Source organism: Pseudomonas sp. LB3P25 (assembly GCF_054897985.1).
Map to the genome: position 1 here is coordinate 1,854,954 of NZ_CM142711.1, position 16,418 is coordinate 1,871,371.

Below are 16,418 nucleotides of genomic sequence, written 5' to 3' on the forward strand. Positions count from 1 at the left end.
CGCACCGCTATCGCGAGCAGGCTCACTCCCACAGGTTCCGCGATCTGACTGAATACTGTGCTGCTGGAGATAACGATTTGCCTGGGAGAGCGTTATGAAACTGCTGGTCGTCGAAGATGAAGCGCTGTTGCGCCATCACCTGCAAACCCGCCTGACGGACAGCGGTCACGTGGTCGAATCCGTGGCCAATGCCGAAGAGGCGTTGTACCAGACCGAGCAGTTCAACCATGACCTGGCGGTGATCGACCTCGGCCTGCCGGGCATGGGCGGGCTCGACCTGATTCGCCAGCTGCGCTCGCGCGGCAAGACCTTTCCGATCCTGATCCTCACCGCACGCGGCAACTGGCAGGACAAGGTCGAAGGCCTCGCCGCCGGCGCTGACGATTACGTGGTCAAGCCGTTCCAGTTCGAAGAACTCGACGCGCGCCTGAATGCCTTGCTGCGCCGCTCCAGCGGTTTCACCCAGTCGACCATCGTCGCCGGTCCTTTGTTGCTGGACCTCAATCGCAAACAGGCGTCCCTCGATGATCAACCGCTGGCGCTGACCGCGTACGAGTACCGGATCCTCGAGTACCTGATGCGTCATCACCAGCAAGTGGTGGCCAAGGACCGCTTGATGGAACAGCTCTACCCGGACGACGACGAGCGCGATCCGAACGTGATCGAAGTGCTGGTCGGTCGTCTGCGCCGCAAACTTGAAGGGCCGGCCGGCTTCAAGCCGATCGATACCGTGCGTGGCCTCGGCTACCTGTTCAATGAGCGCTGCACTTGATTCGTTCCCTTCGTGTTCGTTTGATGCTCGCCGCCACGATCCTGGCGGTGTTGTTCATGCTGGCGTTGCTGCCGGCGATGCAGGGGGCGTTCAGCCTGGCGTTGCAGGACTCGATCGAGCAACGCCTGGCGTCGGACGTCACCACGCTGATCTCCGCCGCGCGGGTGGAAAACAACACCCTGCAAATGCCGGCGCAGTTGCCCGATGAGCGCTTCAACCTGACCGACAGCCGCTTGCTCGGTTACATCTATGACCGCGAAGCTCACTTGGTGTGGCGCTCGAAGGCCACCCGCGAAGAGAAGATCAACTACAAACCGCGTTACGACGGACGCGGCAACGAATTCGCCCGAATTCGGGAGGCCGACGGTCAGGAATTCTTCGTCTATGACGTCGAAGTCAAACTGCTCGGCGGCAAAAGCGCGGCGTTCAGCATCGTCGCGCTGCAACCGGTGCGCGAATACGAAGTCACCCTCGAAGGCCTGCGCGAAAACCTCTACCTCGGTTTCGGCGCCGCGTTGCTGGTGCTGTTGGCGTTGCTGTGGATTGGTTTGACCTGGGGCTTGCAGGCGTTGCGCCGGCTCAGTCAGGAACTGGACGAAATCGAAAGCGGCACCCGCGAAAGCCTCAGCGAACAACACCCGCGCGAACTGCTGCGCCTGACCGGCTCCCTCAACCGCTTGCTGCACAGCGAGCGCGAACAACGCAGCCGCTATCGCGATTCCCTCGACGACCTGGCCCACAGCCTGAAAACCCCGCTGACCGTGCTGCAAGGCGTCAGCGAAGACATGGCCCAGCGCCCGGCCGATCGTGATCAGGCCTGGGTGCTGCAAACCCAGATCGAACGCATGAGCCAGCAGATCAGCTATCAACTGCAACGCGCCAGCCTGCGCAAAAGCGGTCTGGTGCGCCATCAGGTACGCCTGCGCCCGGTGCTGCAAAGCCTGTGCGACACACTGGACAAGGTCTACCGCGACAAGCGCGTGCGCGTCGCATTCGATCTGCCGGACCCGTGTTACCTGCCGATCGAACAGGGTGCGTTGCTGGAAATGATGGGCAACCTGCTGGAAAACGCCTATCGCCTGTGCCTCGGCGAAGTGCGCATCAGCGTGCGCGAAAGCCTGAGCGGGATTGAGGTGTGTGTTGAGGATGATGGGCCGGGTGTGCCGCCGGATCAGCGTGCGCGGATTCTTGAACGGGGGGAGCGGCTGGATCGGCAGCATCCGGGGCAGGGGATTGGTCTCGCGGTGGTGAAGGACATTATCGAGAGCTACAGCGCCAAGCTGACGCTGGGGGATTCGCCGATGGGCGGGGCGGCGTTCCGGATTCATTTTCCGGTGGTTTGACCGCAGAGGTGATGGTGCTCTTTCGGGCCTCTTCGCGAGCAGGCTCGCTCCCACAATTGGATCTGCGGCGTTCGCGAAAAGTGGATACTCCGCAGATCCCCTGTGGGAGCGAGCCTGCTCGCGATGAGGCCAGCCCCTACAACGCAAATCCCACAGATTCTCTGCAATAAACAGCGGTGTTTAAAAGACATCTCCAGACACTCACTCAGGCTACACATCCTTGCGCCGCTGCCTACGACTGCGCCAGAATCCGCCGGCTTGTGCGCCTGGGGCGTGGGCTCTATCGTTTGCGGGTCGCTGACGAATCAGCGATCGGGTTTAGCGATCCGATCCCATACACAGACGCAAAAGCACCCAAGTTTTGATTGCAGTTTTTAGTGCCTGCAATTCGCGTAATGGTGGCTGTGCGTGGGAGACCTTCGAGTCTACCCGGGGTTTCTGTGACCCGGATCGCTAACCTGCGTACAGCCGCCACCTTTACTTGTTTAGCGATAGGTCGTGGTGGCTCAACCAACCACGGAGTTCAAGATCACACCCAACCCGCCAGAAACCGACGACGTTTCCCCCTACGAAACCCCCGATTCCAAAAAACTCAACGAAGCCGCCGACCGCGCCCTCGATTACTACCTCAAACCGGTCATTCCCAAAGACACTCCACGTAAACCCAGCACGATCTACTTCGTCGCTCCCGACACCGACGACGAAACATTGCTGGTCAACGCCTGTGAATCCATGGCGTCGGCGAGTGTGATGCTGAGTAATTTCGCGGGCTTGATGGAGGGGTCGCATCGCAACACGTTGCTGGGGATTCAGCAGGTTGTGATGCTGGGGGAACTGGCGGTGAATCGGATGCTGGATAGGCTTGATCCGCCGTAGTCGTTCAGTCAGGTAGTCCGCGTCATCGTTCTTCGCGAGCAGGCTCGCTCCCACAAGGGATCTTCGGTGACCACACTATTTGTGGATACCCGAGACCAAATGTGGGAGCGAGCCTGCTCGCGAAGGGGCCAGTCAATTCAACCCAAAAATCAGTTCTCTTGCGCGCAACAGGAAAAGGGGACGCATTTATTTATCCAGAGAGCTACAACGCGAAGCTGATGCTGGGGGACTCGCCGATGGGCGGGGCGGCGTTTCGGATTCATTTTTCGTTGCTGTAACAGCGACAACCGTCTGTCGGAAACGGGTTCGTACCTGTCAGATCTGACAGTAGCCAGTCTTCCAGTTTAGGAGTGTGATGGTTTTTGCATCCGAGAGGGGCTCGGGGCTTTTCACACTTGCGGGAGAAGATGATGGACATCCAGTCATCAGAGTTGGATCAGTTGTTTGAGCTTTATCCAGTGATCATCCAGGGCTGGATATCCCCTTTGAAACCCGCCGATCTCGCGCATGGCGGGATTCCGAGATCCCTTTACGATGGACAGCCACAGGGCCTGGAATGCCTGGTGGATCCATGGACCGAACTTCAGCTTCGTTTCTGGACAATGGCCGTTGATGATCGCGTTGACTTGTACGTCAACGACGATCCCACTCCCGTTACGGGCAAAACCGTCGCTCCGGGAGAGGAACAACTACGTATCCGCCTGTACGTGCCACACGGCCGGTTGCGCAACAGCGTCAACCGATTGCACTACAAGGTCATCCGTCCCGGTGGAAACAACGAAGACTCCCGGGATTTGAATGTGCTGTATTACCTGCGGTCTCCCGGTGAGCCTGCGCCGCAGGGGCTGGATCTGGTGATTCCGCCTGATGTCATCAAGGATGGGGTCAGCGCCGCACGCGCAGCGCAAGGTGTGGAGTTCGGGTTCACCTATTCCAATCGGCGAGCCTATGACCGCATTCGCTTTCAGTTAGGCGATGAGTCGGTTGATTGGGAGATCACCGACGCTTCGGTGCCGGTGATCAAAACGCTGTTCACCGACACGTTCCAGACGGTGGGTGACAACCCGAACCTGTTGCTTGATTTCGTCGTTTTTGACCAGTTGGGCAACTTCAACCGGTCGCCAACCAAGCAGATAGATGTTCACCTTGGCCGTACTAATCTTCTGGCGGCAATCCTTCGAGAAATTCCGACCGAGAACAATGACGATCCCAACACTGTGGACCTCGCCAAGTTGGATGGTAATCCGCTGTCGGCGTTGATTCATCTCGTCGAAACGATCTGGAAAGTGGGTGACTCCATCAAGCTGGTTTTCACAGCCGAGTTGAATGGCGGTGTCGTTGCGACTCACGAAGAAACATCGCCAATAACGCAAGTGCCGAGTCAGTTTTTGTGGAGTGTCCCCAACAGCAAGGTCATCGCCAATAGCACCGTGAAGGTGGTGTATCAGTTGGCCCGAGGCGGTGCGGTCATCGCTACCTCGGCGCCTGCCACGGCGCAGGTGATTGGCGTAGGCGTTATCAAATTAAACCCGGCGACACTGGTTGCACCGGCTGTCAGTCCCATCGACCTGTGGCTCTATTCGAACGGCGTCACTGTGCGCATCGAGTTCCTGGCCGCACTTGCCGGGGACATGGCTCGCCTGATCGAAATCAACCCCGAACCGGGCGCCACGCCATTTCCGGCGGTGGAGTTCAATGCGAACAAGCGGACGAACACCGTCCTTACCCAGGCATTTCTTGCGGAGCACCACGGGAAACAACTGACGTTTCGCTGGGCGCTGATTCGTGATGGCAAGGAGATTGCTCGGTCAGGGCCGCTGGTGTTGAACGTGAATCGGATTGCGGAGGGGGATGCGCGGTTTCCAACGCCGGTTGTTGCCGGTCAGACAGGGCAGGAACTGGATGTCACCCAACTGGTGGCGACCGATACGTTGAGAATTGCGCCGTGGCTATTTCAAAAGTCGGAACAGTTTGTCTGGTTGCGGTATGACGGGTTTAACAACAGTGGGGCGCCGATCTTCTTCGAAGACCTCAAGGGCGTATTGCACAACGAGACGCAGGGTCTGACTAGGCCGGCATTGGTTGACTGGTTGAAAGCGCTCAAGGATGGGACGAAGGTCACGATGACATTCAGGGTCAACTTTTCCCGAGTTGCTGACTTGGGTTCGGCTGTGACGTTCCCGGAGCGGCGTTATACGGTCAAGGCGGCGCCAGGTCTTCCGGAGCTTATTGTGGATACTTCGCTCCTCAGCTTGAAAGGAGAAAATTTCACTTTTAGGTATGCCCATTATTACTCGGGTGATGATGCCGTCGGCACAGCTGCAAATCGGGCGGCGTCTGGGGGAGTACTTCCATATACCTATGAGTCACTCGACCCAACAGTAGCGTCAGTCGATAGTAAAGGGGTGGTTCGTAGTGAAGGAAACGGCAGAACCACAATATGGGTTCGCGATTTTGCTCGTCAGCAAAAATCCTTTGATGTCGAAACTGCTAACGTCACCCACGTCGTGCAGACCCCTTCAGGATTAACTTTAGCAGCTGCACAGGCACATGTAAGGCAAGTAGGTGGGTCAATGATTCCATATAGTTTGTCTGATCGCCGTGTTCAAATTGCGTCTAGACGCGCTTCAATATTCAAAATAGATCTAGGTATAGTCTCAAGGGAGCACGCAACGCGGCAATACGCAATTTCTAAAAATATTGGTGCGGAAGTGATATTAACTGATTCGTCGCTCCCTTCGAACGGCACAATCAGTTTCTCTTTTTGGATTAATTGACCTGTTGGTTTTTCTGATGGATCGGGGAAAAGGGGATGCATTTGAATGGCACTTACTTAGCAGCTAACCACTTGAGCTAAAAGCAAAAAATGAAGAAGGGCTGGTCTTGGTCTACGGTGATAGTTGCGAACACACACCGACGAACCAAGGACACAGCCCCAATGAATGGGACGGAAAAGGGGGACGCATTTATTTATCCGGCTTTGACTGATCGTTCCCACGCTCTGCGTGGGAATGCCTCAATGGACGCTCTGCGTCCGCTTCGGCAGGGACGCGGAGCGTCCCGGGCTGCATTCCCACGCAGAGCGTGGGAATGATCATTAAACAGAGATGTTTAACCGACATCTCCGGATACTCTCCAAGGCTACACATCCTTGCGCCGCTGCCTACGACTACGCCAGAATCCGCCGGCTTGTGCGCCTAAGGGCCGGGCTCTATCGTTTCCCTGTCGCTGACCAATCAGCGGTCGGGTTTAGCAGCCCGGGTCACCTCTAGACGTACAGCGTCAGTCGTTGATTTTATGGCGGCTTTACGTGGGGCACTTCGGTGCGCCGGGTTCTAGAGTCCTGGTCTGCTAACCCGCGTACAGCCGCCACCCCTAATTCGTTTAGCAGCGATGCGTAGCGGCTCCATCACTCTAGGAGCTTCAAATGTTCAAGATCACCCCAAATCCGCCGGATACCGACGACGGTTCCCCCTACGAAACCCCCGATTCCAAAAAACTCAACGAAGCCGCCGACCGCGCCCTCGATTACTACCTCAACCCGGCAGCCCTCATCAAAGCCGCCCCGCGCGCACCCGGCACGATGTTCATCGTCAACCCGGAGCTCGATACCGAAACCCTGCTGGCTCACGCTTGCGAGTCGCTGGCCTCGGCCAATGTCCTGGCCATGGACCTGGCGGATCATATGGAGGGGTCGAGTCGCAATTCGCTGTTGGGTATTGCGCAAATCATCATGCTGGGCGAACTGGCGGTAAATCGGGCGCTGGATAACATTGATCCGTAAGGCTAGCGCGGATGATCGTTCCCACGCTCTGCGTGGGAATGCAGCCCGGGACGCTGCGCGTCCCTTTCGAGAGCTGGAACGCGGAGCGTCCCTTGAGGCATTCCCACGCGGAGCGTGGGAATGATCGGTGGGACTTCAGTTCTCCTGGGCGCGGTAGGCCCCCGGCGTCAATCCGGTCCACTTCTTGAACGCCCGATGAAACGCCGAAGGCTCGGAAAACCCCAGCTGCTCGGCAATCTGTTGCAACGACAGATCCGCACGCCCCAGGTGATAAATCGCAATGTCCCGCCGCAGCTGATCCTTCAACTCCTGAAAACTCGACCCTTCTTCACGCAAATGCCGCCGCAAGGTCTGCGGACTGATGTGCAAGTGCGCGGCCACCGTTTCCAGGTCCGGCCAGCGTGCACTGTCGCGGCTGAGCAGCCGTCGCAACTGGCTGCTCAAACTGTCGCCATCATCCGGGCGCGACAACAGGTCGGCGGGGGAGTGTTCGAGGAAATGTTTGAGTGTCCGTTCGTCCTGCAACAGCGGCATGTTCAAGTAGCGACTGTGGAACAGCAGGCTGCTCTGGGCGGTGGAAAACTCCATTGGGCAGGAAAACAGCAAATCGTACTCGGCGCCGTGCTCGGGTTTCGGGTAGCTGAACGTCGCCTGTTCCAGCCGAATGCGCTGGCCGATCAGCCAGCTGCCGAGTCGATGCCACACCATCAGCTGGCTCTCGGTGAGGAAGTGGTCCGGGTCGCGGAACTGCGAATCATCGAGGCTCAGGCGGATCATTTCGTCTTCGCGGGTCAGGGTCAGACGCGGACTGTCGGGGAATAGGCTATAAAACAATAAGCCGCGATGCAGTGCTTTATCGAGGTTGCGGCAGTGGATTACGGCATGGCACATCATCGCGAAACTGCCAGTTTTGCTCGGGATCGGCCCGAAGCCCAGGTATTCGTCGTCCAGTGCTAGCCACAGTCCCTGGATCAATCGGGTGAACTGTTCAGGCGCGATTCTCGCTCGTGGCTCTTCAAGCAACTCGGGGCTGATGCCCAGTTGTTGCAACAGGTTTGAATAGTCATAACCCAGCCGGCGTGCGCCACCGAGGGCGGCACGGGCGAAATGACTGGCGATGGTGCGTTCGCGCATAGGAGGCAGGTCCGTCCATTGAACGGCGGATGGTAGCCGTGGTGCCTGATGATGAACAAGGCGGATATCCGCCAAATTGTAGGACGAGGTCTGGTTGATGGGCGGAAATCCGCCACTTTGCCGTAACTGTTTGGTGACAAAGAAAAACCTGCAACCCTTGATGTCAAAAGGCTTGCTGGCGATTTGACGAAGGTGGCACGGGCCTTGCGATACAACCAGCAGATGCTTGCCGTTGCGCAGCTCGACAAAACAAATCCCTCCAGTGCAGGAGGGTTCGCAATTGAAGTGTTCAGGGCAACAGATGGATGTTGTCACCGGGCACTCTTGAGGAACTTTGCAATGACGACTCGTCAGCCACTGTACAAATCCCTGTATTTCCAGGTGATCGTTGCCATCGCCATCGGCATCCTGGTCGGTCACTTCTACCCACAGACCGGTGTAGCCCTCAAGCCCCTGGGTGACGGGTTCATCAAACTGATCAAAATGATCATCGCCCCGATCATCTTCTGCACTGTTGTCAGCGGTATCGCGGGCATGCAGAGCATGAAGTCGGTCGGCAAGACCGGCGGTTACGCGCTGCTGTACTTCGAAATCGTGTCGACCATTGCGTTGCTGGTGGGTCTGGTGGTGGTCAACGTCGTGCAGCCGGGCGCCGGCATGCACATCGACGTGGCCACGCTGGATGCCTCCAAAGTCGCTCAATATGTAGCGGCCGGTGCTGATCAAAGCGTCGTTGGCTTCCTGCTGAACGTGATCCCGAACACCATCTTCGGCGCGTTCGCCACCGGCGATATCCTGCAAGTGCTGATGTTCTCGGTGATCTTCGGTTTCGCCCTGCATCGCCTGGGTGCCTACGGCAAGCCGATCCTGGACTTCATCGATCGCTTCGCCCACGTGATGTTCAACATCATCAACATGATCATGAAGCTCGCGCCACTCGGTGCCCTGGGCGCCATGGCCTTCACCATCGGTGCCTACGGTGTGGGTTCGCTGGTGCAACTGGGTCAGCTGATGGCCTGCTTCTACATCACTTGCCTCGTGTTCGTACTGGTCGTGCTGGGCGGTATCGCTCGCGCTCACGGCTTCAGCGTGCTGAAAGTGATTCGCTACATCCGTGAAGAACTGCTGATCGTGCTGGGTACTTCTTCTTCGGAATCGGTACTGCCACGCATGCTGATCAAGATGGAACGCCTGGGCGCGCAGAAATCCGTGGTGGGTCTGGTGATCCCGACCGGTTACTCGTTCAACCTCGACGGTACTGCGATCTACCTGACCATGGCGGCAGTGTTCATTGCTCAGGCAACCGACACCCACATGGACATCACTCACCAGATCACCCTGCTGGTGGTGTTGCTGCTGTCCTCCAAAGGCGCTGCGGGTGTGACCGGTAGCGGCTTCATCGTGTTGGCTGCCACCTTGTCCGCCGTTGGCCACTTGCCGGTTGCCGGCCTGGCGCTAATCCTCGGTATCGACCGCTTCATGTCCGAAGCCCGCGCCCTGACCAACCTGGTCGGTAACGCTGTTGCCACCCTGGTTGTGGCCAAGTGGGTCAAGGAACTGGATACCGACGTGATGCACGCCGAGCTGGCTTCTGGCGGTCGCGGTATTGCCGACGAGCCTAAAGACGATGTTCTGGGCCACGTCGAAGGGGCAACCCCAACCAACGTCAAATAAGACGGCTGCACTGAAAAAACCCGCTTCGGCGGGTTTTTTCATGCCTGCGATTTGAGCGCAACGGTCAGCGCATCTGACGCATAAGGTGATTGCTGCAAGGCCATCGGCTGCCTAGTCTGAAGGCATCGTTTTACGGAGAACGCCCATGCTTGGTCCACTGGCATCACTCAAGGTTCTGGATTTCTCGACACTGCTGCCGGGGCCGTTCGCCTCGTTGTTACTGGCAGACATGGGCGCCGAGGTGCTGCGCATCGAATCGCCAACGCGCATGGACCTGCTGAAGGTATTGCCGCCGCACGATCAGGGCGTCTCCGCCAGCCATGCCTACCTCAATCGCAACAAGCGCAGCCTGGCGCTGGACCTCAAGCAGCCTGAGGCGCTGGAGGTGATCAAGCAGTTGCTTACGGACTACGACATCGTGCTGGAGCAGTTCCGTCCCGGCGTGATGGAACGCTTGGGGCTGGGTTATGACGCGTTGAAGGCGATCAATCCGAAGCTGATTTACGTGTCGATCACCGGTTACGGCCAGACCGGCCCCTACAAGGACCGCGCCGGCCATGACATCAACTACCTGGCGCTGGCGGGGCTGGCGAGCTACACCGGCCGCGCCGACAGCGGACCGCTGCCGTTGGGCATGCAAGTGGCGGATATCGCCGGTGGCTCGTTGCACGGGGTGATCGGGCTGCTGGCGGCGGTCATCGCCCGGCAGCAAACCGGGCAGGGCCAGCATCTGGATGTGAGCATGACCGACTGCGTGTTCAGCCTGAACGCCATGGCCGGCGCCGGGTATCTGGCCTGTGGCGTGGAGCCGGGAAGGGAGGATCAGATGCTCAACGGTGGCAGTTTCTATGACTATTACCGTTCCCGCGACGGACGCTGGTTCTCGGTGGGCAGTCTGGAACCCGCGTTCATGAAGCAACTGTGTGCGGCGCTGGGGCTGGAGGAGCTGGAAACCTTGGGGTTATCGCCTGAACCGGCCTTGCAAAAGGCACTGAAGAACGCGCTGAGGATTGAATTCGAGACGCACGATTTCGCCGAGTTGTGCGCGCTGTTTGCCACGTTGGATGCGTGTGTCGAGCCGGTGTTGAGCCTGAGCGAAGCGGTGCGGCATCCGCAGTTGAAGGCGCGGGCGCTGGTGACCGAAGTGCCGCGTGGTGACGGGACGACTCAGGCGCAGATGGCTTGTCCATTGAAGTTTTCGCAAGGGTTGCCCGAACCGCGGCATATCGGCGCGGCCATAGGGCAGCATACGGATCAGGTGTTGGGGGAGTTGGGGTTTAGTGCTGAGCGTATCGAAGCGTTGCGGCGTGCCAAGGTGGTTGTTTAGCGCCTGTCAGGACGCCTTCGTCGGAACGCCGCCCGGAGCCGGCTCGCTCCCACACTGGATATATGGCACGCCGAAGATCCCCTGTGGGAGCGAGCCTGCTCGCGAAGAGGCCAGCACAAACACAGAAAATCTAACTACTCGACCCGCATTTCCCCACTGAACACCAACGTGCTCCGACACCGCCGGCACAAATACCGCCGCCCCTGGCGCACCAAACCATGGCGCTGGGCCGAAAACGGAAAGTCACTGTCCGCACACGGGCATTTGTAGATGTAGCGGGTCACGCTGCGGCGTTTGACGTCATAGGTGTGGCAGCGATTGGGTGGCAGCTCGTACACGCCGCGCATGATCAGTTGCCACTCTTCACCATGCGGCTGGATGCGGTCGCCGAACAGTTGATGGGCGATCAGGTGCGCCACCTCGTGGGCCACGGTTTGCTTGAGGAAGTCTTCGGTGTTTTCCCGGTACAGCTGCGGATTGAAGCGCAGCAGGTTCTCGTGCAAATGCGCGACACCGGCTTTTTGCCCGCGCAGCTTGAGGCTCACCACGGGGCGTTTGAAAGGTCGTTTGAAAAAGGATTCGGCGAGTTGGTAACAGTCTTCGACGCGGGTATTGAGTTGCTCGGGCATGCTTGATGGATCTCCAGAGACGTCGAGTATGCCGCAACCCTCGGGAGTTGCGAATCGCCGAGGCGCCGAATGGTCGTCACCGTTTTCTATCCTTGAGCATTAGAAGGCCGCCTTGCGGCGGCCTGTGTTGGCAGATCTTGTTTTTGGGTGATGTGTTGCTAATTGGTGTAGACCGGCCCCACGCCGAGTCCCCAGACAATTACAGTGAACGCCATGATGGCCACCAGCACCACCAGGCCTACAGCAAGCACCGAACTCGAAAACAGAAATCCCTCGTCTGATGGAATGTTCATGAAAGTGGGTAGCCCCACATACAGCAGGTACACCGTGTAGCAGATGGCCGCGGTGCCGACGATCATCCCAAGCCACATGTGTGGGTACAGCGCCGCCAGACCACCGATGAACAGCGGTGTCGCGGTGTAGGTCGCAAATGCAACGCAGCGTGCCAGACTCGGGTTGGCGTCATAGGTACGAGCCATCCAGTGGATGAACGCGCCCATTACTGCCACACCGCCGAGCATCGCCAGGTACGACATGACCGTCATCCATATCGCGCTTTCCACCGTCAGCATCACCGGTGCGCGACTGCCAATGACCCAGCCGACCTGTGTGGTGCCGATAAACGCCGACACCGCGGGGATCGCCGCCAGAATCAGGGTATGAGTGAGATACATGTGGCTGATGCTTTCCTCCTGGTCGCCACGGATCTCTTTCCATTCTTGGTCAGGGTGGGTGAAGAGCCCCACTACGTGATGGATCATGCCAGTCACTCCTCTGTTTTTACCGTCGCCCCCCAGTGGAGCGCCTACGGGCCAAAGTGGCCGAGTAAGGAAAGGTCTGGATATGCGATGCGACCTTATGTCGCAGTATAGAAAGGTCTTAACGGCGCAGGTGTGGAGGCGTTAGAGCAAATTGCGCTGTAAAAAATGCTGTTAATCGCCTATGGGACTGTCAACACACTCATTGTGGGAGCGAGCCTGCTCGCGATTGCAGTGTGTCAGGCAATGTTGTGTCGACTGACACACCTTATTCGCGAGCAGGCTCGCTCCCACAGGGGATGGTGGGCACTTCGCCCACGGAGGGTTTTTGCGTAAAATGCCAGCCTTTCGTCACACCTCACGGATTTCGCGTCATGGGCACTCTTACGGTCAACCAGAACAAACTGCAAAAGCGCCTTCGCCGCCAGGCCGGTGAGGCTGTTGCCGACTTCAACATGATTGAAGACGGCGACAAGGTCATGGTCTGCCTGTCCGGTGGCAAGGACAGCTACACCCTGCTCGACGTGCTGATGCACTTGCAGAAGGTCGCTCCGATCAAGTTCGAGATCGTGGCCGTGAACATGGACCAGAAGCAGCCGGGTTTTCCTGAGCATGTGCTGCCGGCCTACCTCAAAGCGCTGGGTATCGAGTACCACATCGTCGAGAAAGACACCTATTCGGTGGTCAAGGAGCTGATCCCGGAAGGCAAAACCACCTGTTCACTCTGCTCGCGCCTGCGTCGCGGCACGCTCTACACCTTCGCCGACGAAATCGGCGCGACCAAGATGGCCCTCGGTCATCACCGCGACGACATCGTCGAAACCTTTTTCCTGAACATGTTCTTCAACGGTTCGCTCAAAGCCATGCCGCCGAAGCTGCGCGCCGATGACGGCCGCAACGTGGTGATCCGCCCGCTGGCCTATTGCAACGAAAAAGACATCCAGGCCTACTCGGACTTCAAGCAATTCCCGATCATCCCGTGCAACCTCTGTGGTTCCCAGGAAAACCTGCAACGTCAGGTGGTCAAGGACATGCTGCAAGAGTGGGAGCGCAAGACGCCAGGCCGCACCGAAAGCATTTTCCGCAGCTTGCAGAACGTGATCCCGTCGCAACTGGCGGACCGCAACCTGTTCGACTTCACCAACCTGCGCATCGACGAAACCGCAGCTTCGCGCTTCGTCAACGTTGTAAACCTCTAAACACAATCACTGTGGGAGCCAGCCTGCTGGCTCCCACATGGGTCTATTCACTTGCTCATCAGGAGAGGGCATGCGCGATTACAAGTGGCTGCACGAATACTGTCTGAACCGCTTCGGTTCGGCAGCTGAACTGGAAGCCCATCTGCCCGTTCCGAAAACCCCGGCGCAATTGCGCAAAATCAGCGACGACCGCTACCTCTCGACCATGGCCTTGCGCGTATTCCGCGCCGGGCTCAAGCACAGTTTGGTGGACGCCAAATGGCCGGCGTTCGAAGAAGTGTTCTTCAAGTTCGACCCGGAAAAGGTCGTATTGATGAGCGCCGAACACCTTGAGCGTTTGATGCAGGACGCGCGAATCATTCGCCACCTGGGCAAACTCAAGAGCGTGCCGCGTAATGCGCAGTTTGTGCTCGACGTGGCGCATGAAAAGGGCAGCTTCGGCGCGTTGATCGCCGATTGGCCGGTCACGGATATCGTTGGGTTGTGGACCTACCTGAAAAAGCGCGGTCATCAATTGGGCGGGTTGTCGGCGCCGCGATTCTTGCGAATGGTCGGCAAGGACACGTTTGTGCCGAGCTACGACGTGGTCGCGGCGTTGAATGCGCAGAAGATCGTCGACAAGGTGCCGACCAGTCTGCGGGATCTGGCGACGGTGCAGGGCGTGTTCAACCAGTGGCATGAAGAGAGTGGCGGGCGGCCGATGAGTCAGATTTCGATGATGCTGGCCTACACCGTCAACCATTAACACCGAGTCGCCCCATTCGCGAGCAGGCTCGCTCCCACATTGGATCTGTGTCGTTCACAAATCCCCTGTGGGAGCGAGCCTGCTCGCGAAGGCGTCAGATCAGGCGGCGGAGATCTCGCCCTCGCCAGCCAACTTGCGATTGAGCTGAAACCGCCACCGCACATACAGCAGCGCCGAGCAGAACACCGCCAGGCTCGCGCCCATTTCCAGCAAACCAAACAGCTGCCGGTTCGGGTCATACGCCGCCAGTGCGCCCTTGATGAAATACAGGTTCACCACAAAACACATCCATGAATGCCCGCGAGCGCTGCCGATAATCATCCCCGGCGCCAGCAACAGCAGCGGCACCAGTTCGATCAGCAGAATCACCCACGGCCGGGCGCCGTGCAGGTCGGCGACCACCAGGTAGTAAGCGCACAGCAAGCCCACCAAACCGAAGTAACACAGTAGGCTGATGACGCGCATCGCTCGGACCCGGGGTTCGAGCCATTCGATGGAGGGCAGAACTTTCGGCTTTTTGGCCACGTTAGCTCTCCAGTTTTTGTGCAGTCTTCGCCAAGCGCAGGCCCAAGGCCCGACACAGCGCGACTTCATGTTCATTCAAGCCGCTTTTGCCATCGGCCCCGGCGTGATGGCTGGCGCCGTACGGTGTGCCGCCGCCACGGGTTTCCAGCAGGGCCGATTCGCTGTACGGCAGACCGGTGATCAGCATGCCGTGGTGCAGCAAGGGCAACATCATCGACAGCAGCGTGGTTTCCTGGCCGCCGTGCAGGCTCGCGGTGGAGGTGAAAACGCCAGCCGGTTTGCCCACCAGAGCGCCGGTCAGCCACAGGTTGCTGGTGCCGTCGAGGAAGTACTTGAGCGGCGCCGCCATGTTGCCGAACCGGGTCGGGCTGCCCATGGCCAGGCCCGCGCAGTTCTTCAAATCGTCGAGGCTGGCGTACAGCGCGCCTTCGTCGGGGATGTCCGGCGACACGGCTTCGCATTCGCTGGATATCGCCGGCACCGTGCGCAACCGGGCTTCAAGGCCGGCCTGCTCGACGCCACGGGCGATCTGCCGGGCCATTTCATTGGTCGAGCCGCTGCGGCTGTAATACAGAACCAGAATGTACGGCGCACTCACGGCAGCAGCTCCAGCACATTCTCCGGCGGCCGACCGATGATGGCTCTGTCGCCGATTTCGAGGATCGGTCGCTCCATGAGTTTCGGATTGGCGGCGATGGCGGCGATCAATTGCCCCTCGCTCAGGCTGCTGTCGGCCAGGTTGAGGGTTTTGTACTCGTCCTCACCGGTGCGCAGCAGTTGCCGGGCGCTGATGCCGAGCTTGGTCAGCAAGCTCTGGATTTGCGCGGCGTCCAGAGGGGTGTCCAGGTAGCGGACCACGGTCGGGGTCAGGCCTCGGGCTTCGAGCAGTTCGAGCGCACCGCGGGATTTCGAGCAGCGCGGGTTGTGATAAAGCGTCAGATCGGTCATGTGCGGTTCGCATCTTGCGTAAGGTGACGGCTATTCTAACTGTGCAGCGCGTAATCCAGAACCTTGGGAGGCGATGGGTTGCAGGCGCATTCAATTTTGAACAAGGATCACGACATGACTAGGCGACTGGCAGCGGCATTGGCGATCATCGGTACGTTATTGCTGGGGGGCTGTGGTAACGACTATGGCATCGACCAGAGCGGCCAGAAAGTCGCCGCCGAACGTCTGGACAAACAATGGCTGGTGCTCAATTACTGGGCTGAATGGTGCGGGCCGTGCCGAACCGAGATCCCGGAATTGAACATCCTGGCCGATCAGCTCAAGGACAAGAAGATTGGTGTGTTCGGGGTCAATTTCGACAATGTGCAAGGTGAAGAGCTGAAAAGCGCCAGTGAAAAACTGGGCATCAAGTTCACCGTGCTGGCTTCTGATCCGGCCGATTTTTTTGAGTTGCCGCGCAGTGAGGCGTTGCCGGTGACTTACATCATCGATAACAAAGGCAAGGTACGGGAACAGTTGATGGGAGAGCAGACGGCTGCGGGGGTGATGGCCAAGTTGGAGGCATTGCAGGCGAAGAATTGAAGGTGGGGAGGGGGATCTGAATGCTGTGTTTGTCTTTAAGAACCACCCCTCACCCCAGCCCTCTCCCCAGTGGGGAGAGGGGGAAAGGGGGCAGATCGGGGGCTTTTCAAAACCTGAGTTCG

Annotated in this window: 16 protein-coding genes; 10 read left to right on the forward strand and 6 right to left on the reverse strand. The window is 58.6% G+C overall.

Going from position 1 to position 16,418, the window contains the following annotated elements; all coding sequences use genetic code 11:
* Positions 1-94 precede the first annotated feature (94 nt).
* The 5 genes from ACYZTW_RS08120 to ACYZTW_RS08140 all read left to right on the forward strand — a co-directional run bounded on the left by ACYZTW_RS08120 (position 95) and on the right by ACYZTW_RS08140 (position 6,775).
* Complete coding sequence (locus tag ACYZTW_RS08120; protein WP_054054836.1) at positions 95-772, forward strand: response regulator; 678 nt, start codon at positions 95-97, stop codon at positions 770-772.
* Entirely contained in the window at positions 769-2,115 is a 1,347-nt protein-coding gene (locus ACYZTW_RS08125) for an ATP-binding protein (protein WP_462004447.1), read from the forward strand. Before ACYZTW_RS08120 ends, ACYZTW_RS08125 begins: the two co-directional genes overlap by 4 nt.
* A 501-nt stretch (positions 2,116-2,616) precedes the next feature.
* A complete protein-coding gene (locus ACYZTW_RS08130; RefSeq protein ID WP_462004448.1) occupies positions 2,617-2,991 on the forward strand; it encodes a DUF6124 family protein in 375 nt (124 codons plus the stop codon).
* A 407-nt stretch (positions 2,992-3,398) separates the two neighbouring features.
* Positions 3,399-5,768, forward strand: coding sequence for a hypothetical protein (locus ACYZTW_RS08135; RefSeq protein ID WP_462004449.1), 2,370 nt, complete (start codon positions 3,399-3,401; stop codon positions 5,766-5,768).
* Positions 5,769-6,418: 650 nt separating this feature from the next.
* Positions 6,419-6,775 (forward strand): DUF6124 family protein, encoded by a 357-nt coding sequence (locus ACYZTW_RS08140; protein WP_462004450.1) that lies wholly within the window; start codon positions 6,419-6,421, stop codon positions 6,773-6,775.
* 135 nt (positions 6,776-6,910) lie between these two features.
* Here the strand turns inward: ACYZTW_RS08140 and ACYZTW_RS08145 are convergent, their stop codons facing one another.
* Positions 6,911-7,909, reverse strand: a complete 999-nt coding sequence (locus tag ACYZTW_RS08145; RefSeq protein ID WP_462004451.1) for an AraC family transcriptional regulator — start codon at positions 7,907-7,909, stop codon at positions 6,911-6,913.
* Positions 7,910-8,248: 339 nt separating this feature from the next.
* Between ACYZTW_RS08145 and ACYZTW_RS08150 the strand changes: the two genes are divergently transcribed.
* Both ACYZTW_RS08150 and ACYZTW_RS08155 read left to right on the forward strand, forming a co-directional pair.
* Positions 8,249-9,583, forward strand: coding sequence for a dicarboxylate/amino acid:cation symporter (locus tag ACYZTW_RS08150; RefSeq protein WP_462004452.1), 1,335 nt, complete (start codon positions 8,249-8,251; stop codon positions 9,581-9,583).
* Between the two features lie 145 nt (positions 9,584-9,728).
* On the forward strand, positions 9,729-10,910 hold the full coding sequence (locus ACYZTW_RS08155; protein ID WP_462004453.1) for a CaiB/BaiF CoA transferase family protein: 1,182 nt from the start codon (positions 9,729-9,731) through the stop codon (positions 10,908-10,910).
* A gap of 134 nt (positions 10,911-11,044) precedes the next feature.
* On the opposite strand, the gene ACYZTW_RS08160 is transcribed toward ACYZTW_RS08155, so the two are convergent.
* Entirely contained in the window at positions 11,045-11,539 is a 495-nt protein-coding gene (locus tag ACYZTW_RS08160; protein ID WP_033055255.1) for a SprT family zinc-dependent metalloprotease, read from the reverse strand.
* A gap of 158 nt (positions 11,540-11,697) precedes the next feature.
* Positions 11,698-12,300, reverse strand: a complete 603-nt coding sequence (locus ACYZTW_RS08165; RefSeq protein ID WP_008147981.1) for a Yip1 family protein — start codon at positions 12,298-12,300, stop codon at positions 11,698-11,700.
* A gap of 371 nt (positions 12,301-12,671) precedes the next feature.
* Here ACYZTW_RS08165 and ttcA point away from each other — a divergent pair, with 371 nt between their 5' ends.
* Both ttcA and ACYZTW_RS08175 read left to right on the forward strand, forming a co-directional pair.
* A complete protein-coding gene (ttcA, locus tag ACYZTW_RS08170) occupies positions 12,672-13,496 on the forward strand; it encodes a tRNA 2-thiocytidine(32) synthetase TtcA (RefSeq protein ID WP_462004454.1) in 825 nt (274 codons plus the stop codon).
* A 70-nt stretch (positions 13,497-13,566) separates the two neighbouring features.
* Positions 13,567-14,241 (forward strand): DNA-3-methyladenine glycosylase I, encoded by a 675-nt coding sequence (locus ACYZTW_RS08175; RefSeq protein ID WP_462004455.1) that lies wholly within the window; start codon positions 13,567-13,569, stop codon positions 14,239-14,241.
* 99 nt (positions 14,242-14,340) lie between these two features.
* On the opposite strand, the gene ACYZTW_RS08180 is transcribed toward ACYZTW_RS08175, so the two are convergent.
* Genes ACYZTW_RS08180 through arsC form a run of 3 tightly spaced genes read right to left on the reverse strand, consistent with a single transcriptional unit; the run spans position 14,341 to position 15,714 of the window.
* Entirely contained in the window at positions 14,341-14,766 is a 426-nt protein-coding gene (locus ACYZTW_RS08180) for a DUF2069 domain-containing protein (RefSeq protein ID WP_462004456.1), read from the reverse strand.
* A 1-nt stretch (position 14,767) separates the two neighbouring features.
* Positions 14,768-15,364: an NAD(P)H:quinone oxidoreductase gene (wrbA, locus tag ACYZTW_RS08185; protein ID WP_462004457.1), complete on the reverse strand. Its 597-nt coding sequence runs from the start codon at positions 15,362-15,364 to the stop codon at positions 14,768-14,770.
* Entirely contained in the window at positions 15,361-15,714 is a 354-nt protein-coding gene (arsC, locus tag ACYZTW_RS08190) for an arsenate reductase (glutaredoxin) (RefSeq protein WP_462004458.1), read from the reverse strand. Before arsC ends, wrbA begins: the two co-directional genes overlap by 4 nt.
* A gap of 114 nt (positions 15,715-15,828) precedes the next feature.
* Between arsC and ACYZTW_RS08195 the strand changes: the two genes are divergently transcribed.
* The gene (locus tag ACYZTW_RS08195) at positions 15,829-16,296 is read left to right on the forward strand and encodes a redoxin domain-containing protein (RefSeq protein WP_462004459.1); all 468 of its coding nucleotides are present in this window, start codon (positions 15,829-15,831) and stop codon (positions 16,294-16,296) included.
* Positions 16,297-16,418: the final 122 nt, after the last annotated feature.